The organism is Porphyromonas sp. oral taxon 275, assembly GCF_018127745.1.
Lineage (GTDB): Bacteria > Bacteroidota > Bacteroidia > Bacteroidales > Porphyromonadaceae > Porphyromonas.
The window spans coordinates 1,737,369-1,763,210 of sequence record NZ_CP072333.1 but is presented as its reverse complement, the minus strand read 5'-3'; the positions used below and the strand labels follow the sequence as shown (position 1 = coordinate 1,763,210).

Below are 25,842 nucleotides of genomic sequence, written 5' to 3'. Positions count from 1 at the left end.
CATGACCCGCGACGAGCTCTATAGCTACCTCCGTGACCCGCGGCAGCTCAGCGCCGAGACCCTCGAGCCTATACGCCAGCTCTCGGAGGCCTATCCCTACTGCAGCACCTTCACCTTCCTCTACCTATACAATCTCTCGGTGGCGGAGGATGTGCGCTACGCCAGCGAACTGAGGCGCCTGGCGGTACTGCTGCCCGACAGAGAGCGCCTCTTCCGCCTCGTCGAGGGCGATAGGCTCAGCGTCGAGCTGCCCGAGCCTGAGGAGCCCGCGACCGATAGCTTCGACCTGATCGATCACTTCCTCGATGCTGCGCTGACCTCGGGCGAAGATCTCCCGACGGGCCTGCAGCTGGAGACGGCTGCCCTGCGTGAGGAGTACTTCGCAGGCGAGGAGGAGCTGAGCGAGACGGCCGCCCTCAGTGCGCTGCTCCCCGAGCGTGCGCCCGCTGAGTCCGTCACCTCCGCTACCTCCAGTCCGCTTGAGGACGCCCTGCGCACCTCTTCCTTAGAGGCTGCCTTGACCGCTTCAGCAGCTACTGCACCGATCGCTTCCGCGGCTGCTCCCTTGGGTGCTGAGCCTACCGCGCCTTCCGTCCGCGCTTCCTCGCCGCAGCCTAGTTCCTCTGCGCCGAGCCAGCCGCCCGCACGCCCCGCCCTAGAGGCCGAGCTGGAGGAGTCACTGCTCTCCGAGACCCTCTCCAAGATCTACATCCAGCAGCAGCACTACGACAAGGCGCTGCGCATTATCCGCGCCCTCAGTTTGAATTATCCAGAGAAAAATCGTTTCTTTGCAGACCAGATACGCTTCCTAGAGCGCCTGATAGCGAATAACAAAAGCAAGCAATAATAAGAAGACTAAGACGACATGTTCACCCTAATCACTGTCCTCATCCTCATCGCATCTCTGGCCCTGGTGCTGCTCGTCATCGTGCAGAAGTCTAAGGGCGGCGGCCTCGCTTCGCCCTTCGCCTCGTCCAATAATATCATGGGCGTGCGCAAGACGACGGACGTACTCGAGAAGGCTACCTGGTGGCTCTTCGGCGCCATCGCTGTCCTCTGCGTCGCCTCCACGCACTTCCTCGGTGGTGGTGCTACCGCCGAGAGCAAGACGCAGCAGACCCTCGAGCAGAACGCAGCCAAGGCTCCAGCGCCTACGGCTCTGCCCAACCTCGGTGGCGGCACGGCTCCTGCAGCAGCGCCTGCTCAGCAGGCGCCCGCAGAGCAGCCCGCCCAGTAGCGCACTGCGCCATACCCCATCATTCGGAGAGCCAAGTGACTGCAGTCGCGGTCACTTGGCTTTTTCTTTGTACCTTTGTGGCGCTTTGCGCAATCTCTGTCAGGAAAGCTCTGAGTGGCCTGTTATATTGCGTTTAGAATAGTACTAATCAAATAAGCCAAAGACAAGATGGATTTCATCAAGATCGTCAACGACGCATTCAGCACCGGCAAGAGCCACCCCAGCTTCCGTAGCGGGGACACGATCACCGTAGACTACCGCATCAGTGAAGGTGGTAAGGAGCGTATCCAGCGCTACCGCGGTGTCGTCATCCGTATCAGCGGTCACGGGGATAAGAAGCGCTTCACCGTACGTAAGATCAGCGAAGGTGTCGGCGTAGAGCGTATCTTCACGCTCGAGAGCCCCTTCATCGACAAGATCACCGTCGAGAAGCTCGGTAAGGTGCGTCGCGCTAAGCTCTACTACCTCCGTGCCCTCACGGGTAAGAAGGCTCGTATCAAGGAGCGTCGCGTAGCCATCGAGAAGTAGTCTTCGCCCCGCAGTGGGTGTCTGACGAAGCTCGTCCAGTATACTAGCCATAGGATCGCCTAGCGACCCTATGGCTAGTCGCTTATTAGTCCCTGGCTAAGTCCCGCCACCGCTAAGGCGGACAGTCCGAGCTCTGCGTGAGCATAGCCTCGGCACTTAGCCTCCCCCTTTCATAGCTTTATTGATGACCAAGCACATCCTCCTGCCCCTAGCCCTCACCTTGGCTATGGCTAGCCTCCTCCCGGCCTGCGGCGCCGATCCGCTCGAGGAGAAGGAGACCGCCCTGGCGCGCAAGGCCGCGACCGAGGGCGTACTCACCACCACACAGCACTACGACTTCACCCAGTGGCTCGAGACCCCCGACGGCTACTCCCTGCCCACCATCGGCAAGGGCGACACACCGACCGCCACCTACTGGGCCTCAGCGAGCAACCAAGGCTACACCTTCCTCGCGCAGGGCAAGAGTGACTTCCCCGTGACTCCGCTCCTCATCGATGGGCGCGCTCGAGGGGCCTCCATCCGCACCGTCAAGGGCGCCTACTTCTTCGGTATCGGGTCGAATGTCGTCGCGGGCTCGCTCTACACGGGCGCCGTCGACAAGCGCAAGCTCATCTCCAGTAGCCTCGAGTCCAGCCTCTTCGGTCAGCCCTACACGAGCGGAGTCCCCGAGTGGCTGGAGTTCCGTTACCAGTATAAGTCCGGCGCTACCGTCATCCAGGGGCAGAACCGCCGTGTCGAGCTCCCCGCCACCGACAAGGGCTCCGTGTCCATCGTCCTCTACGAGATCACCGAGGACGCCAGCTACCTCAATGGCCTGACGCTGCAGTCCGATCCGCGCATTGTCGCCAAGGGCTATACCGAGCTCGAGGCGACGCCTGAGGGGCAGTGGCGCGAGCTCGAGCTGCGTGTCGCTCCTGTGGACGCGGCGCGCTATGCCCGCATAGACTTCGCCGCACGCCGCTATCGCCTCGCCCTCGTCTTTGCTTCCAGCTACCGCGGGGCTGAGTTCATCGGCGCCCTCGGCAGTGAGCTGCGTCTGCAGGATGTGCGCATCAAGGATCGTGTCAAGTCAAGCAACTAGCCCCCACCTTAGGATGATGAAGAAGACCCTTCTACTGCTAGCCCTCGCGGCTAGTCCGCTGGCAGCCTTCGCTGGCGAAGATACGACCGCTCCCAGCCCACGCCTCGGCTACGGCGCACACTTTGGCTTCAACCTCGGGGGCGCCCTGCCGCGCTCCATCCCCTCGACGGTGGAGCGTATCCATCACTTTGATCCAGGCTTCGGCCTCGATCTCGGGCTGGATGTCTCTTGGCGCTTTGGCGCGCCGAGCTCCCCCTGGCGACTCTGCTCGGGCCTCGCCTTCGAGGGGCGCGGCTTCTATACCTCCATCTCGGCGCGGGATATGCCCGTGCGCTATCAGAATACCGACTTCGCCGAGCAGCACTATACGGGCTACCAGTCGGTAGACCAGAGCAACCAGGCGCTGACCCTGCCGCTGACCCTCAGCTACGACCTCTCCACGCGCTGGTCGCTGCAGGCAGGCGGCTACTACAGCCACCTCGTCGACCGCCAGTTCATCGCGCGCCTTGACGGAGACGGGCTGATGGACGGGCGCATCTACCAGCGCGAGACCATCCTTCCCTTTGCCATCGGGCACATGCAGGTGCGCAATGAGCTCGGGCTGCTCCTCGGGGCAGACTGTCGCCTCGATGAGAACTGGGGACTCTACGGACGGCTCAAGCTCGGGATAACGCGTACCTTCGAGCGTAGCTTCGAGGTCATGCCCTACGCGCTCTTCCCGACCTACCTCAGCCTTGGGGTCAACTATACCTTCCGTCGCTGATCCTCCCTCGTTCCTTCATTAGGACCTAAGGCGTCCTAAGCCTAAAAGCCCAGCTCGCCCCGCTGGGCTTTTTCCTGTCGAAGCGCTGCTCTGCGCGCACGCATAGTGTAAGGGGAGTGCTCGCCCAAGGCTGCCTGCGTCCCCGTCCAACTTAATTAGCGTCTCCACCCAAGCAAGGCCGTGCACCTAACTCAGCTAAGTCCATCCGCGCGGCTAGGCTAGGGGAGGGGACTCGTCGAAGGCCGCCCGCGGCTGCGCCTTGCCTTGCCGCTCCTTAATATAAGGGATGCCTGTCGGCGCTCGGACCGATATCCCTCGCCGCGCTGACTGGCGTGGGTCGTGGGGCTAACTGGCGTCGGCGGGGACGGTGGCTGCTATGGGTCAGCGCGGGCCAAGCGGCTCCGCGCTGACCCTCTAGCCTTGTCTCACCGCCCCGCGCGGCTTGTCGCAGCGCTTCCATTTCCCCTTTTCCGCGCCCTCTCACCCCGCTCCGCGCTTGCTGAGCGCCCCTTCCAGCCCCCATCTTCACCCGAACGAGAAAAAACTTTTGGCCTTTGTAATTAGCTGTCTTACGGCCTAATGAATAGCACTCAGGGCCTACTCCGAGCGCCTTTTTCTCCTCGAGATTTGGTTGGTATTGCTTTTTCGTCTTACCTTTGCAACCGCAAACGAGGAAACGCCCACGGAGCTACGGCAAGCGCGCCGGGCAGGGACGGAAGAGACAAGCCTCGGGAGCGAGATGAGTCTAAGACGAGAAGCAATTCTCCTTAGATAGCTAAAAGCGATCATTGACATACTTGATAAAAACAAACGAGAAAACAACGTAGAGCATATTAAATAAGTTAGTATACAACCTGGATGCGGATGGGTAACTTGAAGCATCTTAGGCGCAAAAACAGATAAGGGCAGACGGTGGATGCCTAGGCTCTCGGAGGCGACGAAGGACGTGATAAGCTGCGATAAGCTACGGGGATCGGCACATACGAATTGATCCGTAGATTTCCGAATGGGGCAACCCGGCATGTAGAAGACATGTCACACTGCAGAGCAGTGAGCGAACGTGGGGAACTGAAACATCTAAGTACCCATAGGAGAAGAAAACAAAAGTGATTCCCTTAGTAGTGGCGAGCGAACGGGGAGAAGCCCAAACCGTGCTTGTTTCGGCAAGCACGGGGTTGTAGGACTCCGTCATATGAAGACAAGACTAGGAGAAAGGTCTGGAAAGGCCTGCCATAGAACATGACAGCTGTGTATCCGAAAGTTTTAGTTGGAGTTAGGAGTATCCTGAGTAGCGCGGGACACGTGAAATCCTGTGTGAATCTGCGGGGCCCATCCCGTAAGGCTAAATACTCCCGAGAGACCGATAGTGAACCAGTACCGTGAGGGAAAGGTGAAAAGAACCTCGAACAGAGGAGTGCAATAGATCCTGAACCCGTCTGCCTACAAGCGGTAGGAGCAGCCATTGGCTGTGACTGCGTGCCTTTTGCATAATGAACCTACGAGTTACTTTCTCTGGCAAGGTTAAGTGATGAGGAGTCACGTGAGCCGAAGCGAAAGCGAGTCTGAATAGGGCGGATAGTCAGAGGGAGTAGACGCGAAACCAAGTGATCTACCCTTGGTCAGGTTGAAGGTTGGGTAAAACCAACTGGAGGACCGAACCGGTAAGCGTTGAAAAGCTTTCGGATGAACTGAGGGTAGGGGTGAAAGGCTAATCAAACTTGGAGATAGCTCGTACTCCCCGAAATGCATTTAGGTGCAGCCTGTGGAGTTTCTTGTGTGAGGTAGAGCGACTGATTGGATGCGAGGCTTTCACCGGCTATCAAGTCCAGACAAACTCCGAATGCACACAAGTTAGATCCATGGAGTGAGGGCATGGGTGCTAAGGTCCATGTCCGAGAGGAGAAGAATCCAGACCATCGGCTAAGGTCCCGAAATAATAGCTAAGTTGACCAAACGAAGTCAGAGTGCTAAGACAGCTAGGATGTTGGCTTGGAAGCAGCCATTCATTTAAAGAGTGCGTAACAGCTCACTAGTCGAGTGCTTTGGCGTGGATAATAATCGGGCATAAGCTATTTACCGAAGCTGTGGGATATGAAAATATCGGTAGGGGAGCATTCTAGCGGCGTAGAAGGTTTGAGGACAACTCAGGCTGGAGCTTCTAGAAAAGCAAATGTAGGTATAAGTAACGATAAAGGAGGTGAGAAACCTCCTCGCCGAAAGACTAAGGTTTCCTGATCAACGCTAATCGGATCAGGGTTAGTCGGGGCCTAAGGGGACAGCCGAACGGCGCACCCGATGGACGAACCGGTTAATATTCCGGTACTAATTATGTGAGCGATGTGGAGACGGAGATGTGACGGTCCTGCCAGCTGACGGAATAGCTGGTTGAAGGGTGTAGGCGATGATCGGGGTAGGCAAATCCGCCCTGAGAGCTGAACCTGACAGTACGCTGAGTGCTTGCACGAGGTGATATGGACAGAGTAACGGCGCTCCCAAGAAAATCCGCTAAGCATATTGCATGATTACCCGTACCATAAACCGACACAGGTGGTTGGGTTGAGTATACTAAGGCGCTCGAGTGATTCGCGGTTAAGGAACTAGGCAAAATGGTTCTGTAACTTCGGGAAAAAGAACGCTCACTCTAAAGGTGAGCCGCAGAGAATAGGCCCAGGCGACTGTTTAACAAAAACACATGGCTATGCTAAATCGAAAGATACTGTATATAGCCTGACACCTGCCCGGTGCTGGAAGGTTAAGAGGAGATGTCATCGCAAGAGAAGCATTGAATTGAAGCCCCAGTAAACGGCGGCCGTAACTATAACGGTCCTAAGGTAGCGAAATTCCTTGTCGGGTAAGTTCCGACCTGCACGAATGGTGTAACGATCTGGGTACTGTCTCAACCGCGAGCTCGGTGAAATTGTAGTATCGGTGAAGATGCCGATTACCCGCAACGGGACGAAAAGACCCCGTGAACCTTTACTATAGCTTTGCATTGGATTTGGGTAACAAATGTGTAGGATAGGCCGGAGACTATGAATCGGGTACGCCAGTATTCGTGGAGTCGCCGTTGAAATACGGCCCTTTTGTTATTTGGGTTCTAACTCGCGGATGCGAGGACATTGCATGGTGGGTAGTTTGACTGGGGTGGTCGCCTCCAAAAGAGTAACGGAGGCTTCTAAAGGTACCCTCAGACCGATTGGTAACCGGTCGTAGAGTGTAATGGCACAAGGGTGCTTGACTGGGAGACTAACAAGTCGCACAGGTAGGAAACTAGAGCATAGTGATCCGGTGGTTCCGTATGGAAGGGCCATCGCTCAAAGGATAAAAGGTACTCCGGGGATAACAGGCTGATCGCTCCCAAGAGCTCATATCGACGGAGCGGTTTGGCACCTCGATGTCGGCTCGTCACATCCTGGGGCTGGAGAAGGTCCCAAGGGTTGGGCTGTTCGCCCATTAAAGTGGCACGCGAGCTGGGTTCAGAACGTCGTGAGACAGTTCGGTCTCTATCTGTTGTGGGCGTTTGAGATTTGAGGGGGCCTGACACTAGTACGAGAGGACCGTGTTGGACGAACCGCTGGTCTATCGGTTATACCGCCAGGTGTAGTGCCGAGTAGCTACGTTCGGTTGAGATAAGTGCTGAAAGCATCTAAGTACGAAGCTTGCCTCAAGATTAGATCTCATTATAAGGGTGGTTAAAGACGATGACCTTGATAGGCTACAGGTGTAAAGATGGTGACATCAAAGCCGAGTAGTACTAATAGCCCGAAAGTTTTTGCGCGAGTGGTTGTATACCGACTTAGCGCTACGGTGGTGAGTATCGGATGTTTTTATCAAGTCAATGATTGTCTAGATATTGAGATATTTAGGTGGTTATAACGTTGGGGTTCCACCTCTTCCCATTCCGAACAGAGAAGTTAAGCCCAATTGTGCCGATGGTACTGCGAAAGTGGGAGAGTAGGTAGCCGCCATTTTAGGATGAGCGGGTGTGATTGCAGAAGCGATCGCACCCGCTCTTTTTTTGTGCCCTGCTGCGAGCTGGCACTCAGATCACCGCGCAAGGGCGCCCGCGCTCCTGCCAGCAGCGCCGCCGCTTACCTCAGCCTGCATACGCCCCGCTCCACCAACAAAGCCTCCGCCAGCGGCCAGCCGCAGGTCGACCGCACAGCCAGCAAGCACAAGCCGCCCAAAATCTGGAACCCAAGCGCTGCCGCCCAGTAGCGCCAACACTCCGACTAACAGCGTCAAAGCCTGCTGCCACCCGTGCATAGACCGAGCTACCCGCCAAGTACAAGCCGCCTACCCCCTTGCCTAAATCAGTCTGTAGCTTAGGGGGAGTAGGCCTGCTAACCTTGCCCAAGTCTATTTCCCTATTCGCGGGACGCACGTCGTCAGTTTAGCGCGAGCCTACTCGTCCGCCTTACCTAAGTGCAGTCTCCTCTTCGCATGATGTGCGCCGTCAGTCTAGCGCATATCAGCCGCCACTCGACTGCTCCGCTGTCGTCAGCTGGACACGCCCGCACTTTCAAAGTTTCTTTCAGCTCGCCTGCCATTCGGCTGCAGGCGGGCTGTTCAGCTTAGCGTGAACTGACCTAGACCCAGCTGCACACTCAGTCTCCCCAGTCCTTGCAGGGCTCCTCTAGCTTGGGGTACAGCTGCCCTGCTTGTTGCTTGTAAGGCCATTTGTCGATGCTCCGTACGGCCCTTGATCTTCGTCAAAGCGGTGGCGAAGGGAGGAGGGCGGAGCTTCCTGGCTAGGGCTCGTGCGGGGCGAGCGTTGGGGGAGAGCGGTCGGTGCAGGGGCGTACTTTTTTGAATAACTTTGTGCTGTGGCTTTGTGTATAGGGGCTGAGGCACGCCTTGCTTGAAGGCCGTGGCTTTGTTCCGTGCGTCGGGCTCTTGCTTGGCTTAGAGGGAGGAGGGCCCTAGATTGGGGCGCTGGCCTTGCTTGGGATAGGGGCGCCCCTCGAGACGCATAAAGAGAGGCGACGGCGGAGGAGCTGCGGGAGCTAAGGGATAGATATTGTTGGACGCATATAATAGATGGGCTTATGTATTACGGGTATTCTTATTCGCCGATGGTGAAGGTCATCACGGCGAGCTGCTTGGTCTTGCTGCTGGGGGCCTGCTACTTCTCCGTGAGCTGGATCAGCTACCTCTTGCTGTCGCTGATGCTGGTGCCGCTGATCTACTTGCCTCGCGGCTATGAGCTGCATGAGGATAGGATCGTGCTGCATTGCCTTCTATGGCGCAAGACCTTCCTGCTGGCGGACTACGAAGTCAGGGCGCTTGAGCAGCAGCCGATACTGGGTGGTATTCGGATTTTCGCTTCGGGTGGCTACCTCGGCTTCACGGGCTTCTTCTGGCTGCCGAAGCGAGGTCTCTGTAGCCTCTTCGTCGCAGATCAGCGCGGGCCTTTCCTGGAGCTGACGTATCGCACGAAGCGGCGCCGCTACATCATCAACGGTAGCTTAGCCGCTTAGCTCCTTAGTGAGGTCAAGGGCTGGGCAAGTTAGTCCTAGGGCATCAAGGCTAAGCCAGTCGCTGCATGTCTTAGACGGATCAAAGGCCGTCTAAGCAGAGAGCTTCGTCTCCCTCTCGGGGGGCGAAGCTCTCTGCATATAGGGGGGCCATGGCTCTTGCATAAGGGGGAGCGGGGCTGAGGGATATCCCTCAGATCGTCGATGGATATCAGTTCGCGCGCTGAAGGACGTCAGTCGGGGCGCTGAGGGATATCCGTGCCGGAGGCTGGAGGCTGGGGTCGGGGAGGCTAGGGCCTAGCTTCCCCGAGCCGTGCCCTAGCTTGGGAGAGCTTCCGCGGCCTTGGGGGGAGGATGGGGGGAGCGATGGAGGAGGGGAGCACTCGGACAAAACGGCAGATCCGGCCCAGCGAGGGAGGGGGCAATTTCGGGTGCTTCGGACGGCGTTTTTGCCCGCTTCGGAGCTCGTATTCTGTCTGATCCTTGTGCTGCTCGGGGCTTCTGAGGGCAGCTTGGTGGGGTGAGGATTAGGGGCCTCTTGGGGCCTCTTTGACCACGCTGGGAGGCGGCTCTGACGATTGGGCAGAGGGGCTGAAATTTGTTCTTTTTTACCTTATCTTTGCCTTTGAGATCCAGAACCACAGCGCCCCGGGGCTGGTCTAGACTAGACTAGCAGCTGGGGCACAGGAGGCTGCCAAGGCGGCCTCATCCCTTATACATAGACGTCGCACCTCATCCGTGGGTGTGCTGTATGTCGCTTTATACTAGAGATATAATAAACCACACTTATAGACAAACCATCACAGGGTACACATCATGACAGAAAGTAAACGCGCCTTGTCGGACTACATCTACCAGAGTAAGTACTCGCTCTATCGCGAGGATCTCGGCCGTAAGGAGGTCTGGGAGGAGAGCGTCGAGCGCATCTACCAGATGCACCTCACGCACCTAGGGATCCACGCTCCAGCAGCTCTGCAGGATGAGTGGTTCATGGAGCAGCTCCATGAGGCCATTGACTACTACAAGCAGAAGAAGTTCGTCGGCTCGCAGCGCAACCTCCAGTTCGGGGGTGAGCCCGTGCTCAAGTCGTCTGCCAAATCGTACAACTGTAGCTACTCGCACTGCGATCGCCTGGAGGTCTTCCGCGAGACGGAGTGGCTGCTGCTGAGTGGCTGCGGCTGCGGGCTCTCGGTAGAGCAGGCGCACGTGGACAAGCTGCCCGACCTGCTGCCCCTGGAGGAACTGCTGGAGGAGAGCGAAGTCTTCCGCATCCCCGATAGCATCGAGGGCTGGTCGGATGCCATCCACCGCCTGCTGGAGTTCTTCTTCGTCCCTGGCACGACGCGCCCTGTCTTTGACTACACGGATATCCGCCCCAAGGGCTCCAAGATCGCTGGGCGCTTCCTCGCCCCCGGGCCCGATGGCCTGCGTATCGCGCTGGATAATATCCGCAAGCTCCTGCGCGAGGCCGTCACGGCAGGTCAGCGCCGTCTCTCAGCGCTGCAGTGCACCGACATCATCGCGCACCTGGCGGACTCCGTCCTCTCGGGTGGGGTACGTCGCTCGGCACTGATGATCCTCTTCAGCCCCGAGGATGAGGAGATGGTGAACTGTAAGCACGGCGACTGGTTCTCGACCAATCCCCAACGTGCGCGCTTCAATATGTCGGCTGCTCTGGATCGCGGCCAGGTAGCGCGCGAGGTCTATGAGCGTCTCTTCGAGGCTATGCGCACGAGCGGCGACCCAGGGCTCTACTGGCGTGATGAGTTCGGCATCGGCTGCAACCCCTGCTGTGAGATCGGCTTCCGCCCCGTAGACCAGTACGGCAATACGGGCTGGCAGGTGTGCAACCTCGTGTCCATCAATGGTCTGTGCTGCACGACGGAGGAGGAGTTCTACAAGATCTGCCGCTGTGCCTCTACGCTGGCTACGGTGCAGGCTACCTACATGGACTTCGCCTACCTCAGCCCCGCCACGCGCAATATCATCGAGTCCGATCCGCTGATTGGGGTCTCCATCGGTGGGATCATGAATAATCCCCAGGTGCTGACCAATCCTAATATCCTCTCGGTCGGCGCCATGCAGGTGCGTCAGCAGAATGCCAAGGTCGCCCGCATCCTCGGCATCAACCCCGCCACGCGCACGACCTGCGTCAAGCCCGACGGTACGGTGAGCCTGCTGCTCGGGATGACCTCGGGTATCCACGGCGCCTACGCCAAGCGCTACCTGCGCAGCGTCGAGGCCAACATCGAGGAGCCCAACCTCAAGGCCTATGAGGAGGCCAACCCCAAGGCTGTACAGCCCAATATCTTCAAGCCCACGACGGATAAGAAGATCTTCTTCCCCATCGAGGAGTCAGAGGAGACGCTGCTGCGCTCCGAGCTGGCTGGCCTCAAGCTGCTGGAGTACGTCAAGCTCGTCCAGCAGAGCTGGGTTATCCCCGGGATGACGGATATGAGTTCGCCCATCAAGAACAATGTGTCCAATACGGTCGACGTCCCCAACGACCAGTGGGATGTCGTCCGCGACTGGGTGTGGGAGAATCAGGACTACATCGCAGGCGTGACCTTCCTCTCCTCCTACGGGGATATGGATCTGCCGCAGGCACCTATGTGCCGCGTGGCGACGCCTGAGGAGATCCTGCGTGAGTACGGGGTCGGCAGCATGTTCGCCTCTGGGCTCGTGGTCGAGGCGATTGAGGTCTTCGGCGACCTGTGGAAGGCCTGTGAGTCGGCGCAGGGTCGTGGCGAGCAGCTCTTCGTCTCCGATCATGCGCTCGTGGACTACCTGCAGAAGAATGATCTGGACGAGGCGACGATCACCGAGGAGGAGCGCAAGCACATCCTAGCGACGCTCAATGCCAAGCTCAACGATAAGGTGGAGAACCTCGCGGCCAAGCGCGATATTGTACGTCGTATCATCAAGTTCGCGGCCAACTACTGCCGCGGCGATGTGTACAAGGCGGTGAACCTGCTGAAGAGCGTCAACAACCTTCACCTCTTCGAGCTGCTGAAGAAGACCTACAAGCCCGTAGACTGGAAGCTGGTGGACTTCGGCGGCAAGCGCTATGCCAACGCTGACGAACAGGCCTCTCAGTCCTGTGTCGGCGGTGCCTGCGAGATCAACTAAGCGGGCTAGCTCCCCCGCTAGCCCGCTCGGCTAAAAACAACAGCGCCCCTACATCCGTGACGGATGCAGGGGCGCTGCTGTGTTGTGTGGGGGTGGGCTATTCGCTTTTCTTGGCTCCTGTGACGAAGGCTGAGACAATACCCGCGATGGATAGCGTGCTGAAGATGGCCGCCAGCCAAGGCTTATCGAGGTAGAGGGCTAGGATGGTCGTACCGAGGAAGCCGAGAAGCGAGACGAATGCAAAGATGAGGCCGAGCATACGCTCTTGGTGCTTCCCCTTGCTATCCTTAGCGATAATGTCCATGCTCTGCTTGGTAGCTTCGTGTCGCATCGCTCGCTCTTCGTCCGCGATTCGCATGAAGTAGTCTACCAGTCTTGGGTCGAGCTCTTTGTACTTGGCCAGCTCGTCGGCGGAGGGTATGGGGCTGTCGTCAATGACTACATGTTCTGCTTGGAGTGTCTGGATGAGGCTCTGGTCCTCCAAGGATGCTTGGGGCTCAATCTTGGCACCCGCTCGCTTGAGACTAGTTCTGCTCATACTCTGCTTTGATGCGTTGCCAGGCTTTGTTCATATCGCTTCGGACAGTGCGCCAGTCACCTGCGAGACGCTCCCTGTCCGAGACGCGGCTATAGCTCTCGAGCTCTCGCTTGAGGAGCTCGATGCCTTCGTCTTTGGGGGGCTGCGACGTGCCAAACATGGCACAGAGCCCGCCGAGTAGCACGTTAATAATGTTCATAGGACTGAATCTGTTTTTGGATAGAACGCTTGAGTAGCTCTTTTAGTTTGTCCGTGAGTTCCTGCTGAGGCCTCTAGCCTTTCCTTGATCTGAGGCTGAGCCATGCCCTCACGGAAGGTACGTATTGTCGTTTAGTAGCGCAGCTAAGGTAGCTAATTCTGTGAATAAAACCAAGCGTGAGCCTTGGACGCTAGTTGCCTTTGGGGGCTGTGGTGGACTTGCTTACTTGGCTGGAGGGAGGGCGAGGAGGCGCTGGCAGCGCTCGTAGAGCTGGTGGCGGAGCTCGGAGAGGGGGAGGCCGAGGGTGCTAGCGGCCTCGGTGTAGATGTCCTCGATCGGGAGGGGCGCCTCGTCTGTCTCTAGGAAGGCGGCATCCGCCCTATGGGCTAGGGCGAGGCTCTCGGGATGGTAGTAGCGGCCGAAGCTGAGGTAGAGTCCTTGGCCTAGGAGCTGGGCCGCCTCCGTAGCCTTGCCTCTGAAGCCGTGGACGACCCAGGGCATGTGGGGACGAAGCTCGCGCCGTAGGGCGAGGAGCTCGGTCGTACCCTTGACCAGGTGTAGGATGAGGGGCAGCTGGAGGCGCTCCGAGAGCTCGATCTCCCCACGGAGTAGCTGCTGCTGGCGCGTGTAGTCCGTGCCGCAGCGCTTGTCGAGACCTGCTTCGCCGAGGGCAAGGAAATGACCTTGGCTGAGGGCTTGCTCGAGCTGGGGCAGGGGCTCTTCGCCGAGCGCATTAATCTGCCAAGGGTGTATCCCTAGGCTGTAGGCGCTGCGGGGAGGCGGGGCTGGGGAGAGTCCCTCGCTGAGGCTACGGCTGATCAGTTGCCAGGCCTCCGCGCTGGGGGCTGCCTCGTGGTGGGTATGTAGGTCGATGAAGGGAACCTCCATAGCGGGGAGGAGCGAGAGGGGTATTAGGGTACGGGATCGTAGCCACTGCCGCCCCAGGGATGGCAGCGCAGGATACGTCTGAGCGCAAGGTAGAGCCCGTAGATGGGGCCGTGCCGACGTATGGCCTCCAGCGCATAGGTCGAGCAGGAGGGGGTAAAGCGGCAGGAGGGTGGCGTGAGGGGGGAGATAGCGCCCTTGTAGAAGAGGATGGGCAGCGTCAGCAGGAGGATGAAGAGGCGACGTAGTCCGCTGAGCATCAGCCGCGGGAACTGCCTGAGGTGTGTGCTACTCATGGGACTCGGGGGCTGCTGGGTGCGGGGCCTCGCTGAGGCGCTCGAGGACACGTGCCAGCGCCTTCTCCATACCACGGGAGACCTCGGCATAGCTGGGGAGGGTCTTTGCCACCGAGAGGAAGCCGAGGTGTACCCTGAGGCCGTGGCGCTGTGCCTGCTCGGTGAGGGGATGCTTCTGCACGCGGTAGCTCTCGCGGATGAGGCGCTTGATGCGGTTGCGCTTATTGGCGCGCTTGAAGTACTTCTTGGCTACGACGACGAGGATAGCAGCCCCAGGGCGCTCGCCCTCGAGGGCAGGGCGGACGTGCACGACGACACGCAGCGGGTAGGCGATGAAGGCTGAGCCCGAAGCAAAAAGGGCGTCTACATCTCGCTTGAGATGCAGACGCTCTTCCTTGGATAGCGTATTGCGAAGGACTAGGCTAGGGCTGTCCACGGCAGGAGGCGGCTTACTTATTGACCTGACCGAGGTACTGGTCGAGTACCATGGCCATGGAGGGCGCACCTGGCGTAGGAGCCGCCAGGTCGAGGCGTAGCCCAGCCTGCTCTACAGCGGCGGTCGTCGCGGGGCCGAAGGCAGCCAGCACGGTCTTGCCCTGCTCGAAGTCCGGATGGTTGTGTAGGAGGGAGGTCACCCCTGCGGGGCTGAAGAAGATGATCATGTCGTAGCGCTCGGCCTTCTCCTCGGGGCTGAACTCGGCGCTGACGGTGCGGTACATGACGGCCTTGCTGTACTGGAGCTTCTTGGCCTCCAGTAGATCGATGAGATCGGCCTTGTGGTCCTCGGCCACGGGGAGGAAGTAGTGCTCCTTGGCGTGCTTGTGCATCAGGGCCACGAGCTCGGTCTGTCCGCCAGCCTCGGGATAGAAGACCTTGCGCTTGCGGTAGACGATGAACTTCTGGAGGTAGTGGGCTACCTGCTCGTTGATGCAGAAGTACTTCATGTCCTCCGACAGGCTGACGCGTAGCTCCTCAGCGAGCTTGAAGAAGTGCTCCATCGCGATGCGCGAGGTGAAGACGATGGCCGTATGATCGAGGATATTCACCTTCTGGTCGCGGAACTCACGGCTGGATACCGACTCGACGACTATGAAGGGGCGGAAGGTAGCCTCGGCATCATGGCGCGCTGCGATGTCGAAGTAAGGGGACTTCCCTGACTCGGGCTTGGGCTGAGAGATTAGGATCTTCTTGATGCTCATGAATACATACCTAGATAGCGCCCGAGGCCTAGCAAGTAGAGGAAGGGCGCTAATTCGTGGGCGCAAAGGTACAAAAAAAGGAGCACATAGCCAGCCGAAGACGCGGCTAACCTGCGGATAAGCTGGAGGATACCTAGCCCTTGTATGAGGAGGAGCAGGCCCAGCGTGAGCTGCAGGAGGAGGGGCGCGGGGAGGGGGCTTAGGCAGAGTAGTCCCAGTGGTGCTAGACACAGCGCGCGCAGCCAGTCGAGGAAGAAGTAGTCCTGCCTCAGCGCCTCACCTACGAGCCCTCCGAAGAAGAGGTAGCGCCAGAGCCAGAAGAGCCGAGAGCGTAGGAAGAGGAAGGCATAGCAGCCGAGGCTGACGCCCCCGACAAAGAGCAGCATCCCCTGGTAGTCCTGCTTGCCCGCGGGAAGTGCGCCCATCAAGCCCATCAACCGTAGCGATAGGAAGCCTATCCCTAGACTATTGACGAGGTAGACGAGGAAGCGGAAAAGGTTGATCGGGGCGAAGCGGGCGATATAGCCCATCCCCGTATCACGGCCACGGCTACGGAGGCTATGCACGGCTACGGCGAGTAGCCCAGGCGTATAGAGCCACAGGACGAGCATCAGCAGCCAGAGGATGCCGACGCCTAGGTAGCTGAGGTTGGTGAAGGCCTCGTATCGGAAGAGGGTCATGTCGTCGCGGATGTCGGGATGAGATCTAGATCTAGAGCTGGAGCTGAGGGGAGAGGAGCGCTGCGGGGATAGGCTCGGTATAGTTGATGAGGTAGCCCGCGAGCTGGAGGTAATGCAGCTCGAGCTGGAGCTCTAGGGGAGCGTAGCGGAGGCTGAGGAGCCCCTCGGCTGGGTCACAGCGCTCGAGGACGAAGCTGAGGAGGGAGCCGCTCGGTGGGTTCACCGCCTTGTAGGCTGCTTCCTTGGCCGTCCAGAGGAGGCCGAGGGCCGTTGCTCGAGGGAGACCCTTAGCCTCGAGCTGCACCAGCTCGGGCCCATGGACGAAGCGAGGCAGGACGCGCTCGAGCTCGGCGCGCTCCTCCTCGATGTCTATACCTATGTGGAGGGGGGATTGCTGTGGGGCAAGGAGCAGGGCGACGGCACTCGCACTGTGGCTGAGACTCACGGCCCAGCCAGGCTCCTCGGGGAGATAGGGAGCTCCGTGCGGGTGGTGTGCTAGGGGGCTAGCCTTCCCGAGGGCGTAGTGCAGCGCCGCCTGTGTAGCCTCCTGCTCCAGTGCTCGCCGCTCGCGGCGGTCAGCAGCTGGGGCAAAGCGGCAGAGGACAAGTCGTGCGCCCTCTAGGGCACAGGCGAGCTGCTGTAGCTCTAGAGCCATGATGCTAGCTGGAGCTGCTTGTCGCGGCAGGCGGCGGGGTGAGCTTGACCTCGGTGATGCGGAACTTCTCCAGCCCCGTCACCTCCAGGCGCCAGCCTTCGCTCGTCACGACATCGCCCTTGCGGGGTAGGTCTTGCTTCAGCTCGAGGACGAGCCCCCCGAGGGTGTCTACTTGGTCCTCGCCCTTGCCGAAGGTGCCAGAGGGGAGGTTGAGTGCGCGCAGGACGTCCGTCAGCGGCGTGCCACCCTCGAAGAGGTAGCTCCCGTCGGGGAGCCGCTTGTAGGGCAGCTCCTCCTCGTCGTACTCGTCCGAGATCTCCCCGACGATCTCCTCCAGTAGGTCCTCCATCGTCACGATACCACTCGTACCGCCGTACTCGTCGACGACGACAGCGATGTGCTTCTTGCTGCTGCGGAAGGCCTCGAGGAGGTCATCCAGGGGCTTGTTCTCGGGGATGAAGTAGGCCTCGCGGATGAGCCCACGCCAGTCGAACTCGGCGGGCTTATCCTTGTGCGGCAGCAGGTCCTTGATGTAGAGGATGCCTCGGATATTGTCCTCCGAGTCCTCGTAGATAGGGATACGAGAGTAGCCGCACTCGATGGCGAAGGCCAGGACGCGGGCGAAGTCCCAGCTGATGTCGATGTCGCACATATCCACGCGCGGCACCATGATCTCGGAGGCTGTCTTGTGATGGAAGTTGATGATCTCCTCGAAGAGCTCCTTCTCCTCGGGCTCGTGTCCCTCCAGTAGGTCGACGGCCTGCGAGAGCTCATCGACCGAGAGGTCGTACTTCTTGGGCTGCATGCGGCTGGTCACAAGGCTCGTGGTGCGCATCAGAAGCGTGGCGAAGGGGCGGAGCACGCGGCTGATGAGGCGCATCTTGCCGGCAGAGAAGCGGCTGAAGGCCAGCGGCCGTGCCTGCGCGTAGACCTTGGGGATGATCTCCCCGAAGAGCAGCAGCAGCAGCGTCAGGATGACTGTCTGCACCAGGAAGCCCAGCAGTGGGCTTGTCCCGAAGTCGAAGATCTGGCTGAAGGCGTAGCCCGTCAGGATGACGATGGCTACATTCACGAGGTTGTTCCCGATGAGGATGGTCGCCAGCAGGCGCTCCGAGTCCTTCAGCAGCTCCAGCAGTGCCGAGTCGGCAGGGTGCTCCTCTTCCTTGATCTCATCGATGTCGCTCGGTGAGAGGGAGAAGAAGGCTACCTCGCTAGAGGACATGAAGCCCGAGATGATGAGTAGTAGCCCACTGAGGGCTAGGGTAGTCCACGCCGAGAGGGCTATGCTCGGTCGGATGATCTGTGCTAATTCTTCCAATGTAAATGGGGTAAGGGGTAGGCTGCCTAGTGAGCACCCTCGAGGCGGCGTACCGTCTGGTACTGTGCCTCGAGCTCGGCAGCAGCGGTCTCGAGCTGGGTCTCGAGCTGGCGGATCTGTACGGAGAGCTCGCGGCGCTGCGTGCTATCCTCGGCGCTGGCGCTCCAGCTGCGGCGTAGCTCCTCCAGCTGCTTGCGGCGCTCGGCTAGGCGCTGGTCGGCCTCCTGAGCAGCCTTGTAGCGCTTCATTGCCTCGGGCGAACGGAAGTCGGACCAGTGGCGGTAGATACGATCGCCCTGCACGACGAAGTGGAGCTCGCTACTTGCCTTTTGGCTTGGACGGCTGGGGCTAGCGACGGCTGCCTTGTCCTTGCTGATAGGGAGGCCCGATAGGGAGGCGCGGGCGAAGTCAAACTCCTCTCCTGCTGTCTCCTCTCTTGGCTCTACCTTGGTCTGCCCCGAGAGGAAGCTGGGCTTCTGGGCGAAGCGGTAGATGTGCACGGAGTCAGGGCCGCAGAAGCGGTCGCTGACGAGCGTCCCCCAGCCTTCGCTCTCGTGCCAGGAGAGGAGGTAGTCGTTGTAGGGCGAGTTGTAGGGCATCCCCAGGAGTGTAGGCTCGAGGAAGGCGCCCCCTCCATCTCTGAGGCGGGAGATATAGAGGTCATAGCCTCCGATGCCCTTAGCTCCTTCGCGTCCGAAGAGCAGCGTTGTGCCGTCCTCTAGGAGGATGGGGCAGACGAGCGGCTGCTCCTCGTCGAGCGCTCGGGTGCTCAGCGGCTGGGGCTCCCATGCGCCTCCGACCTTGGAGTGCCATACGAGGCTCTGCCCCGAGGGGAGTAGCTGGTTGCGCTCCAGGGCGTCGCGGTAGCTGACGCTGGGCATCTGTGACTCACCAGGTAGGGGCTCCTGCATCGGCTGGAGACCAGGCTCGTAGGCCGCGAGGTGCTTCAGCCAGTCTGCCTTGGGGACGACGATGCTGTCTAGGAGTACTTGGCTATCTGCTCGGTCGCTCATGACGGCTGCACGATTGATCTGCCCGTGGAGCTCGCGGTACACAGCCATCGTCTCGTCGTCGAAGCGCTTACCCTTAGCCGCTGCCATCGCCTCGGCGATCTGATCCATGGCCTCATTGATGCGGTAGGCTCGGTAGAGCTGGCGTGCATCCTCGAGGTGGGCTTGGGGTGTCTTGGCTGTGACCTGAGGCTTGGCCTTGGCGGGTTTCTTGGGCGTGCCTGCGGAGAGAGGTAGTGCTATAAGGAGCGTCGCGAGTGCGAGGTAGGGGCGGAGGAGGGTCATAATGTGGGTATGGGGTAGTAGCGTGGAGGCTAGAAGACGAACTGGGTACGCAGCTGCAGGCAGTGTACCTGGAGGCCATCATAGGCTGCGCCGACACGGGTGATCTTGCCCCCATCGCTTGCCGAGGCGTTCATCTAGCTGTAGCTGAGCCCGAGGAGGACGCTGGGCGAGGGGAACCAGTTGAGCGCGACGAGAGCATCTGTACTCGCCCCACCAGTGCGGGCATTGATGTAGCTGAGGCGTGCCATCAGCTCGAGGTTGCCCCCAGGGCTGACTTCGTCGGCGACGTTGTTGAAGACTGAGGCTGCCTTGAGGTACTTGCGCTGCGTGCCGCGGAGCATGTAGCTACCCTCGATATAGCCCCCGTAGTGATTGCTGTAGCTGTGGGGACTTACGAAGAGGCCGCTCTGGAGCTTCTCGGGGTCGGTGACCGTCGGGTCGTAGCCTACGCGGGTGTAGAGCCCTTCGCCAAGGAGGTAGACCTTGGGGGTACGCAGAGCTGCCTCCAGCCCGAGGATCTCGTAGCGCTGCACTCCCGTCAGCGTCCTGAGGATGAAGCTGCGGCCGTCGACATCAGAGCTCGGGGCTGCGCGTAGGGTGAAGCTCCCGAGAGGATTCTGGCTGCGGTCACCAGCGCGCACGGTCCCAGCGATACCTAGATGGATGAGGCGGTCGGGCTCGGGACTAGGGAGCCAGACGGCGCGTGCTGAGATGCCGTAGCCCTCGCTGTAGTGGTTGGGGCTGGCATTGATGCTCTCGATGCCGCCAGCGGCGAGGGCTGCAGAGAGCCAGTAGTTGCGCCCCCATTGACGCCAGTGGATGGACCAGTGGCGTGAGCTCTGCGCTAGGGGGGCGACGGCGGGAGCGAGGTTCACCGATCGATGACGGGTAGCCGTATTGATCCCTATGCTGATGGGGTCGAAGATGTAGCCTACAGTGATGTTGGCCTGGGGCGCATAGCTGTAGCGGACGAAGAGATCACAGAGCGTGACACGAGCCCGAACAAAGTCGAGGTCGAAGCGTCCTGACCAGCGGTCGAGCCCTAGAACTGCTGCGATGCGCGCTTGGCTGACCTGGCTCGCGGGCGACATACGGAAGGGAGCTCCTGAGTAGCGCAGGTCGCTACTCCCGGGGACGAAGTAGGTAGCCGCGTCGAAGGTAAGGCGCCCATCGACATTCAGGCTGAAGGACTTGTCCTTATCAGCCTGCGTGGTCTGTCCTGTCTGGGCGCTGAGTCGCAGCAGGGGAAGGAGTGTGAGGAGGCCCACCAGGAGTAGGCTTAGTCCTCTAGAGTCTGATAGCTTCATATCCGTAGTGTATTAGTTTGTTACAAAGATAGGATATTTGCCCGTCTCGCTTGCCTGTGCCCGAGCCTCCGTGCTTGGCCTGTCGCTCCTAGGGCGTGTGTGGAGCTATCCTTGGTGCCTATCCTCTCGCTCGCGCGCGTACATTATATATAGGTATATAGGGGTGGGGGAGCTAGGGTAAGGGTGCCTTTGAGGGCAGGGCCTTGCCTGCATGCTCTACGCTGTGTCCCTCTATAGTAGGGTGCTCCTGCTTTTGCTCCTGCCTCTAGGGAGTGGCCTCTTGGGGATGATGCAGCCTTGGGTGAGCTGTGAATCAACACTTTTTTGTAATTTTGCTGGCTCTATGCGGGACCAAGGTGCCCGCGCTTTGTGACGAAACTAATCAGCTTGCATAATGATCAAACGTATTGCCCTATGGGGCGCGCTCTGCCTACTGGGAATTAGCTTTAAGGCCGAGGCGCAGAACTATGCCATAGGTACCAACCTCCCCTATTGGCTCACGGGGACCATCAATCTCCAGCCTTCCATGGCGCTGACGCAGAAGGTTACGCTCGAGCTCGGAATACAGGCCAAGCCCATTGACTTTAAGTTCCCGCTGCCGACGGGGCTTATGGATACTTTCTATTCAGACCGTTCTCTAGGTGCTGACGAGCGCTTCAAGTTTCACAATGTGTACCATACGCAGCATGCCTTCATCCAGCCTGGGATCCGCTACTGGGCGCAGGGTGCGTACAATCGTAGCTTCTTCATCGGGCTCAACCTTATTGCTGGCTACTACAAGTTCGGTACCTATACAGGGGATCCCACTTACTCCAAGGGCTACCTCTTTGGCGGAGGGATGTCCCTGGGCTATGCCTATGAGCTCTCGCCTCGCTGGAACATTGAGGGCGAGCTGGGCGGCTCCTTCGTGCAGGCGCTCTACGATCGCTACCACCGTAATGGTACCCTTGAGGCAGCGGATCAGCAGCGCTCATTGCTGATTCCCACCCGTGTTAGTCTTAGTCTAGTGTATATTCTATGAAGTCAAGCTTGCGTTTAACGACCTCACTTACGAGCCTGGCAGCACTCCTCTTCCTCGGAGCCTGCTCCAAGCCCCTTACCCATAAACTTTATTATCAGACGGGCCGTCCCCAGGCGCTACTCCCTACCGACAAGGAGGAGCAGGCTGGTCGTGCGGGGCAGCTCTCCGAGATCGTCACCTATCAGCAGCGCATCGATACGCTGCGCAAGAAGTCTAGCAGCGAGGCCGCTGCTCCCAAGAAGGATGACGGCGTCAAGACCATTTCCCTGCAGGGCGTGACCATTACAGCAGAGCGCCCCAAGGTCAAGATCTCTACCCTGCGCAAGGGTATGATCAACCTGACCTTCCTTGTCAAGGTGCCCGCTGCCTTCATGGATGATCGCTATCAGGTCGTGCTGAGCCCTACCCTCAATGCTGGGGATACGACCTACAAGCTGCCCCCGATGGTGCTCAAGGGTAAGCTCTTCGCTGCGGCACAGCAGAAGGAGCTCGATAAGGTCAAGGCCTTCGACGAGAGCATCGTAGATAGCGCGAAGTACGATAGCGCTTACTTCAAGCCCGCCAAGTACCGCCGCTTCATGCACCGTCTGCAGGGCAGCTACTACAAGGCCAATCAGCGCGAGATCAAGAGCTTCCTCAGCTATGACCGCTGGCGTAGCATCACTGAGCAGCGCTACCTCCGCAGCAACGCCCAGTCCAAGGGCGCCTACGATACCCGCTACCACGATGCCAGCCTCCGTATGCTGCGTAATGCCTACAATGCTTACCTGGCAGGCCGTGACAGCGCCGCTGTGCACACGCGCTTCAACGAGTACTATACCCCCGAGCGCGAGGCGAAGATCCTGGGGCTCAAGGAGCGCTCCATCCAGCCCTGGAATACGCCCCGCCGCTATCGTAGCTTCGTAGAGCGTGGCTGGACGATCGACTCCATCCAAGTCAAGACCCTACAGGAGCGTGACTCCCTCGATATCGCGGTGCACACCTACGACTTCAAGAAGATCGCGCACAACGAGAGCCGCCGTAAGTATCAGGACGTCTATCACCGCAATATCCTGCACTTCCCGCTCATCCCCGATGCGCACATTACCGAGGAGATCAAGCCCGACCAGGACTTCGTCTACCTCTACAGCCGCGATATCGAGGTGACGCCCAAGATGCAGCGCCGCCTGCGCGTCCTCATGGAGTCGCGCGTCACCGCCCTTGATCGCAGTATCTGGGCACAGCGCGGGCTCGATACGCTGAGCTTCGTCATCTCGGGGATCAACGACCTCGTAGACGCTAGCCTCATCGAGCGCTGGAGCGACAAGCCCGAGGCTGCGATCGAGTACAAGCAGGGTCTGGAGCGCATGGCAGCACGTGACTACAAGGCTGCCCTCGAGATCTTCCGCAAGTATCCTGACTACAATGCCGCCGTAGCCTTCGCAGGGATGGGTGATGATGAGCGCGCCCTCATCGTGCTCAATCAGCTCAACTCCACGGGGAAGGTAAACTACCTCAAGGCGCTCTGTCTGGCTCGTTCGGGTAAGGTCGATGAAGCTAAGAAGTCGCTGCGCGAGGCCGTCAAGCTCGAGTCCTTCCTTCTCTATAAGGCTCAGAGTGACTCTGTCTTCGCTCCGCTCTTCGCGGACAAGAGCTATGCTAAGGAGCTGGAAGCCCTTAGCGAGGACCTCGACGAGTAGTCCTACAGACCTAAGTATAAGGCCAAGCGCCCCAGGCAGCGACTCCGATGGAGTCCTGCCTGGGGCGCTCGCTTTTTGTAGGTGCAGCCTGCCTCGCCTTTAGCTGTGCCGTCCGTGACAGCTATCCCTCAGCGTTGTGAGGAACGTCAGTCAGCGCTCTGAGGGGTGTCTGCGGGGCGGCTGACTGATATCGGTGGGGGAGGGCTGCCTTATCCCTCGGCTCGTCCACCCCTTATATATAGGTGCCCCGCGATCTATAAAGTAGCTCGCTCTTCTTGCCTCGCAACGCTGCTCCCATTCTTTTCAGCTGCCCTTCTTCTCAGCCATCCGCCGTGCTGCAAGCCCCTTCGAAGCGCCTCCCTGGCCTTGAGTCCCCTTCTCTAATCCCCTAATTTAAGCGCACTTGCGTGTGACTTTTGTTTTTGATTTGGATTGTATTCAGGAAAAGCTCTATCTTTGCAACCGCAAACCGAGCGAGGGGTGCGATAGAAATGAGATACGATAGCGAGGCTAGCTGAGGCCTAAGTCACAGCAGAGCGCAGAGCAAAAGATCACCGCGCTGATTTGGTGGTTTGGATAAAAGCTCTTATCTTTGCACTCGCAATCAAAAAAAACGGGCAGCTAAGCTGAGAGATGCTTACTGACTGACTTTGAGAGATCTTTGAGATATTTGATATTGACAAACAGAAGTGTAGTAACAAACGTTTAGGGAACAAAAAGACCTAACCGTCAATACGAACCTTACTTAGGTAAGAACACTAATGAATCTGAAGCAAGAAACATCTTCGGAGCAAGACAAACAGAAACAAAGTACAATAAAGATATTGACAATGAAGAGTTTGATCCTGGCTCAGGATGAACGCTAGCGATAGGCTTAACACATGCAAGTCGAGGGGCAGCATGGTCTTAGCTTGCTAAGACTGATGGCGACCGGCGCACGGGTGCGTAACGCGTATGCAACTTGCCTCACAGAGGGGGATAACCCGTCGAAAGACGGACTAATACCGCGTACACTTATCGGAGGGCATCCTTTGGTAAGGAAATGAAATTCGCTGTGAGATAGGCATGCGTCCCATTAGCTAGTTGGTGAGGTAACGGCTCACCAAGGCGACGATGGGTAGGGGAACTGAGAGGTTGAACCCCCACACTGGTACTGAGACACGGACCAGACTCCTACGGGAGGCAGCAGTGAGGAATATTGGTCAATGGGCGAGAGCCTGAACCAGCCAAGTCGCGTGAAGGATGACTGTCTTATGGATTGTAAACTTCTTTTGTAGGGGAATAAAGAGGGGCACGCGTGCCTCAGTGAATGTACCCTACGAATAAGCATCGGCTAACTCCGTGCCAGCAGCCGCGGTAATACGGAGGATGCGAGCGTTATCCGGATTTATTGGGTTTAAAGGGTGCGTAGGCGGCCTGTTAAGTCAGCGGTGAAATCTAGGAGCTTAACTCCTAAATTGCCATTGATACTGGCGGGCTTGAGTGTAGATGAGGTAGGCGGAATGCGTGGTGTAGCGGTGGAATGCATAGATATCACGCAGAACTCCGATTGCGAAGGCAGCTTACTAAGGTACAACTGACGCTGAAGCACGAAAGCGTGGGTATCAAACAGGATTAGATACCCTGGTAGTCCACGCAGTAAACGATGATAACTGGGCGTATGCGATATACAGTATGCTCCTAAGCGAAAGCGTTAAGTTATCCACCTGGGGAGTACGCCGGCAACGGTGAAACTCAAAGGAATTGACGGGGGCCCGCACAAGCGGAGGAACATGTGGTTTAATTCGATGATACGCGAGGAACCTTACCCGGGATTGAAATGTAGATGACCGCCGGTGAAAGTCGGCTTCCCTTCGGGGCGTCTATGTAGGTGCTGCATGGTTGTCGTCAGCTCGTGCCGTGAGGTGTCGGCTTAAGTGCCATAACGAGCGCAACCCCTGTCTACGGTTGCCATCAGGTGATGCTGGGAACTCCGTAGAGACTGCCGTCGTAAGGCGTGAGGAAGGTGGGGATGACGTCAAATCAGCACGGCCCTTACATCCGGGGCGACACACGTGTTACAATGGTGGGGACAAAGGGCAGCTACCTGGCGACAGGATGCGAATCTCCAAACCCCATCACAGTTCGGATCGGAGTCTGCAACTCGACTCCGTGAAGCTGGATTCGCTAGTAATCGCGCATCAGCCATGGCGCGGTGAATACGTTCCCGGGCCTTGTACACACCGCCCGTCAAGCCATGGGAGTCTGGAGTACCTAAAGTCCGTAACCGCGAGGGTCGGCCTAGGGTAATACAGGTGACTGGGGCTAAGTCGTAACAAGGTAGCCGTACCGGAAGGTGCGGCTGGAACACCTCCTTTCTGGAGTTCTGAAAATGGGCTTTAGTATAGTTAGTGTAGTATGTACGTATAGATGTGTTAGGTTTTGGACCTTTAGCGCGCGTGCTACCTTCTGCTGTCATATCAATGTTCTCACCCATCCGAGGAGGCGATGATTAGCTGCTGCTAGTTATCGCCTTTCTTGCTTTTGTACCCCTCGGCTCGCGGGTGGAGCTGCTT

20 protein-coding genes and 3 rRNA genes are annotated in these 25,842 nt (G+C 58.7%); 12 read left to right on the top strand and 11 right to left on the bottom strand.

The genetic code is table 11. The features are described from left to right. Position 1: 1 nt before the first annotated feature. From J4862_RS06975 to J4862_RS06935, 9 genes are all read left to right on the top strand, one after another. Entirely contained in the window at positions 2 to 847 is an 846-nt protein-coding gene (locus J4862_RS06975) for a hypothetical protein (RefSeq protein ID WP_211788403.1), read from the top strand. A gap of 18 nt (positions 848 to 865) precedes the next feature. After that, a complete protein-coding gene (gene secG / locus J4862_RS06970) occupies positions 866 to 1,237 on the top strand; it encodes a preprotein translocase subunit SecG (RefSeq protein ID WP_211788402.1) in 372 nt (123 codons plus the stop codon). Positions 1,238 to 1,405: 168 nt separating this feature from the next. Continuing rightward, on the top strand, positions 1,406 to 1,765 hold the full coding sequence (rplS, locus tag J4862_RS06965) for a 50S ribosomal protein L19 (protein ID WP_211788401.1): 360 nt from the start codon (positions 1,406 to 1,408) through the stop codon (positions 1,763 to 1,765). Positions 1,766 to 1,949: 184 nt separating this feature from the next. After that, positions 1,950 to 2,846 (top strand): PCMD domain-containing protein, encoded by an 897-nt coding sequence (locus J4862_RS06960; protein WP_211788400.1) that lies wholly within the window; start codon positions 1,950 to 1,952, stop codon positions 2,844 to 2,846. Positions 2,847 to 2,859: 13 nt separating this feature from the next. Continuing rightward, the gene (locus J4862_RS06955) at positions 2,860 to 3,609 is read left to right on the top strand and encodes an outer membrane beta-barrel protein (RefSeq protein WP_211788399.1); all 750 of its coding nucleotides are present in this window, start codon (positions 2,860 to 2,862) and stop codon (positions 3,607 to 3,609) included. Positions 3,610 to 4,497: 888 nt separating this feature from the next. Further along, positions 4,498 to 7,388 (top strand): 23S ribosomal RNA (locus J4862_RS06950). Positions 7,389 to 7,471: 83 nt separating this feature from the next. After that, positions 7,472 to 7,580: ribosomal RNA gene (gene rrf, locus J4862_RS06945) — 5S ribosomal RNA — on the top strand. Positions 7,581 to 8,657: 1,077 nt separating this feature from the next. After that, on the top strand, positions 8,658 to 9,089 hold the full coding sequence (locus J4862_RS06940) for a hypothetical protein (protein WP_211788398.1): 432 nt from the start codon (positions 8,658 to 8,660) through the stop codon (positions 9,087 to 9,089). 813 nt (positions 9,090 to 9,902) lie between these two features. Next, positions 9,903 to 12,215 carry a hypothetical protein gene (locus tag J4862_RS06935; protein WP_211788397.1) on the top strand — a complete coding sequence of 771 codons (2,313 nt, stop codon included), beginning with the start codon at positions 9,903 to 9,905 and terminating at the stop codon, positions 12,213 to 12,215. Positions 12,216 to 12,312: 97 nt separating this feature from the next. Here J4862_RS06935 and J4862_RS06930 read toward each other — a convergent pair whose 3' ends face one another. From J4862_RS06930 to J4862_RS06880, 11 genes are all read right to left on the bottom strand, one after another. Then, positions 12,313 to 12,753 (bottom strand): hypothetical protein, encoded by a 441-nt coding sequence (locus J4862_RS06930; protein WP_211788396.1) that lies wholly within the window; start codon positions 12,751 to 12,753, stop codon positions 12,313 to 12,315. Beyond that, positions 12,740 to 12,952 (bottom strand): hypothetical protein, encoded by a 213-nt coding sequence (locus J4862_RS06925; protein ID WP_211788395.1) that lies wholly within the window; start codon positions 12,950 to 12,952, stop codon positions 12,740 to 12,742. The genes J4862_RS06930 and J4862_RS06925 overlap by 14 nt, the downstream gene beginning before the upstream one ends. A 222-nt stretch (positions 12,953 to 13,174) precedes the next feature. Further along, positions 13,175 to 13,840 (bottom strand): TatD family hydrolase, encoded by a 666-nt coding sequence (locus J4862_RS06920; protein WP_211788394.1) that lies wholly within the window; start codon positions 13,838 to 13,840, stop codon positions 13,175 to 13,177. A gap of 23 nt (positions 13,841 to 13,863) precedes the next feature. Next, positions 13,864 to 14,097, bottom strand: coding sequence for a membrane protein insertion efficiency factor YidD (gene yidD / locus J4862_RS06915; protein ID WP_314440683.1), 234 nt, complete (start codon positions 14,095 to 14,097; stop codon positions 13,864 to 13,866). Between the two features lie 28 nt (positions 14,098 to 14,125). After that, the gene (gene rnpA / locus J4862_RS06910) at positions 14,126 to 14,569 is read right to left on the bottom strand and encodes a ribonuclease P protein component (RefSeq protein WP_211788392.1); all 444 of its coding nucleotides are present in this window, start codon (positions 14,567 to 14,569) and stop codon (positions 14,126 to 14,128) included. Between the two features lie 13 nt (positions 14,570 to 14,582). Continuing rightward, positions 14,583 to 15,332 carry a uroporphyrinogen-III synthase gene (locus J4862_RS06905; RefSeq protein WP_211788391.1) on the bottom strand — a complete coding sequence of 250 codons (750 nt, stop codon included), beginning with the start codon at positions 15,330 to 15,332 and terminating at the stop codon, positions 14,583 to 14,585. Next, complete coding sequence (locus J4862_RS06900; protein ID WP_211788390.1) at positions 15,329 to 16,012, bottom strand: DUF4271 domain-containing protein; 684 nt, start codon at positions 16,010 to 16,012, stop codon at positions 15,329 to 15,331. The genes J4862_RS06905 and J4862_RS06900 overlap by 4 nt, the downstream gene beginning before the upstream one ends. 31 nt (positions 16,013 to 16,043) lie before the next feature. Continuing rightward, positions 16,044 to 16,667: a 4'-phosphopantetheinyl transferase superfamily protein gene (locus J4862_RS06895; protein ID WP_211788389.1), complete on the bottom strand. Its 624-nt coding sequence runs from the start codon at positions 16,665 to 16,667 to the stop codon at positions 16,044 to 16,046. 4 nt (positions 16,668 to 16,671) lie between these two features. After that, entirely contained in the window at positions 16,672 to 17,889 is a 1,218-nt protein-coding gene (gene gldE, locus J4862_RS06890; RefSeq protein WP_249107462.1) for a gliding motility-associated protein GldE, read from the bottom strand. A 122-nt stretch (positions 17,890 to 18,011) separates the two neighbouring features. Then, on the bottom strand, positions 18,012 to 19,280 hold the full coding sequence (locus J4862_RS06885; RefSeq protein WP_211788387.1) for a hypothetical protein: 1,269 nt from the start codon (positions 19,278 to 19,280) through the stop codon (positions 18,012 to 18,014). A gap of 134 nt (positions 19,281 to 19,414) precedes the next feature. Continuing rightward, positions 19,415 to 20,587 (bottom strand): porin, encoded by a 1,173-nt coding sequence (locus J4862_RS06880; protein WP_211788386.1) that lies wholly within the window; start codon positions 20,585 to 20,587, stop codon positions 19,415 to 19,417. 394 nt (positions 20,588 to 20,981) lie between these two features. On the opposite strand from J4862_RS06880, the gene J4862_RS06875 reads away from it, so the two are divergent. From J4862_RS06875 to J4862_RS06865, 3 genes are all read left to right on the top strand, one after another. After that, the gene (locus tag J4862_RS06875) at positions 20,982 to 21,608 is read left to right on the top strand and encodes a DUF3575 domain-containing protein (protein ID WP_211788385.1); all 627 of its coding nucleotides are present in this window, start codon (positions 20,982 to 20,984) and stop codon (positions 21,606 to 21,608) included. Beyond that, positions 21,605 to 23,287, top strand: a complete 1,683-nt coding sequence (locus tag J4862_RS06870) for a M48 family metallopeptidase (protein WP_211788384.1) — start codon at positions 21,605 to 21,607, stop codon at positions 23,285 to 23,287. Before J4862_RS06875 ends, J4862_RS06870 begins: the two co-directional genes overlap by 4 nt. Before the next feature lie 827 nt (positions 23,288 to 24,114). Next, a 16S ribosomal RNA gene (locus J4862_RS06865) occupies positions 24,115 to 25,644 on the top strand. The last annotated feature ends 198 nt before the right edge of the window (positions 25,645 to 25,842 follow it).

Excerpts from the sequence above, each read along its gene's own strand:
- J4862_RS06885 (WP_211788387.1), bottom strand. The coding sequence starts at position 19,280 with ATGACCCTCCTCCGCCCCTACCTCGCACTCGCGACGCTCCTTATAGCA.
- secG (WP_211788402.1), top strand. The coding sequence starts at position 866 with ATGTTCACCCTAATCACTGTCCTCATCCTCATCGCATCTCTGGCCCTG.
- J4862_RS06900 (WP_211788390.1), bottom strand. The coding sequence starts at position 16,012 with ATGACCCTCTTCCGATACGAGGCCTTCACCAACCTCAGCTACCTAGGC.
- J4862_RS06920 (WP_211788394.1), bottom strand. The coding sequence starts at position 13,840 with ATGGAGGTTCCCTTCATCGACCTACATACCCACCACGAGGCAGCCCCC.
- yidD (WP_314440683.1), bottom strand. The coding sequence starts at position 14,097 with ATGCTCAGCGGACTACGTCGCCTCTTCATCCTCCTGCTGACGCTGCCC.
- J4862_RS06880 (WP_211788386.1), bottom strand. The coding sequence starts at position 20,587 with ATGAAGCTATCAGACTCTAGAGGACTAAGCCTACTCCTGGTGGGCCTC.
- J4862_RS06960 (WP_211788400.1), top strand. The coding sequence starts at position 1,950 with ATGACCAAGCACATCCTCCTGCCCCTAGCCCTCACCTTGGCTATGGCT.
- J4862_RS06940 (WP_211788398.1), top strand. The coding sequence starts at position 8,658 with ATGTATTACGGGTATTCTTATTCGCCGATGGTGAAGGTCATCACGGCG.
- J4862_RS06930 (WP_211788396.1), bottom strand. The coding sequence starts at position 12,753 with ATGAGCAGAACTAGTCTCAAGCGAGCGGGTGCCAAGATTGAGCCCCAA.
- J4862_RS06875 (WP_211788385.1), top strand. The coding sequence starts at position 20,982 with ATGATCAAACGTATTGCCCTATGGGGCGCGCTCTGCCTACTGGGAATT.
- gldE (WP_249107462.1), bottom strand. The coding sequence starts at position 17,889 with ATGTCCTCTAGCGAGGTAGCCTTCTTCTCCCTCTCACCGAGCGACATC.
- J4862_RS06895 (WP_211788389.1), bottom strand. The coding sequence starts at position 16,667 with ATGGCTCTAGAGCTACAGCAGCTCGCCTGTGCCCTAGAGGGCGCACGA.
- J4862_RS06925 (WP_211788395.1), bottom strand. The coding sequence starts at position 12,952 with ATGAACATTATTAACGTGCTACTCGGCGGGCTCTGTGCCATGTTTGGC.
- J4862_RS06870 (WP_211788384.1), top strand. The coding sequence starts at position 21,605 with ATGAAGTCAAGCTTGCGTTTAACGACCTCACTTACGAGCCTGGCAGCA.
- rplS (WP_211788401.1), top strand. The coding sequence starts at position 1,406 with ATGGATTTCATCAAGATCGTCAACGACGCATTCAGCACCGGCAAGAGC.
- J4862_RS06905 (WP_211788391.1), bottom strand. The coding sequence starts at position 15,332 with ATGAGCATCAAGAAGATCCTAATCTCTCAGCCCAAGCCCGAGTCAGGG.
- J4862_RS06955 (WP_211788399.1), top strand. The coding sequence starts at position 2,860 with ATGATGAAGAAGACCCTTCTACTGCTAGCCCTCGCGGCTAGTCCGCTG.
- J4862_RS06975 (WP_211788403.1), top strand. The coding sequence starts at position 2 with ATGACCCGCGACGAGCTCTATAGCTACCTCCGTGACCCGCGGCAGCTC.
- J4862_RS06935 (WP_211788397.1), top strand. The coding sequence starts at position 9,903 with ATGACAGAAAGTAAACGCGCCTTGTCGGACTACATCTACCAGAGTAAG.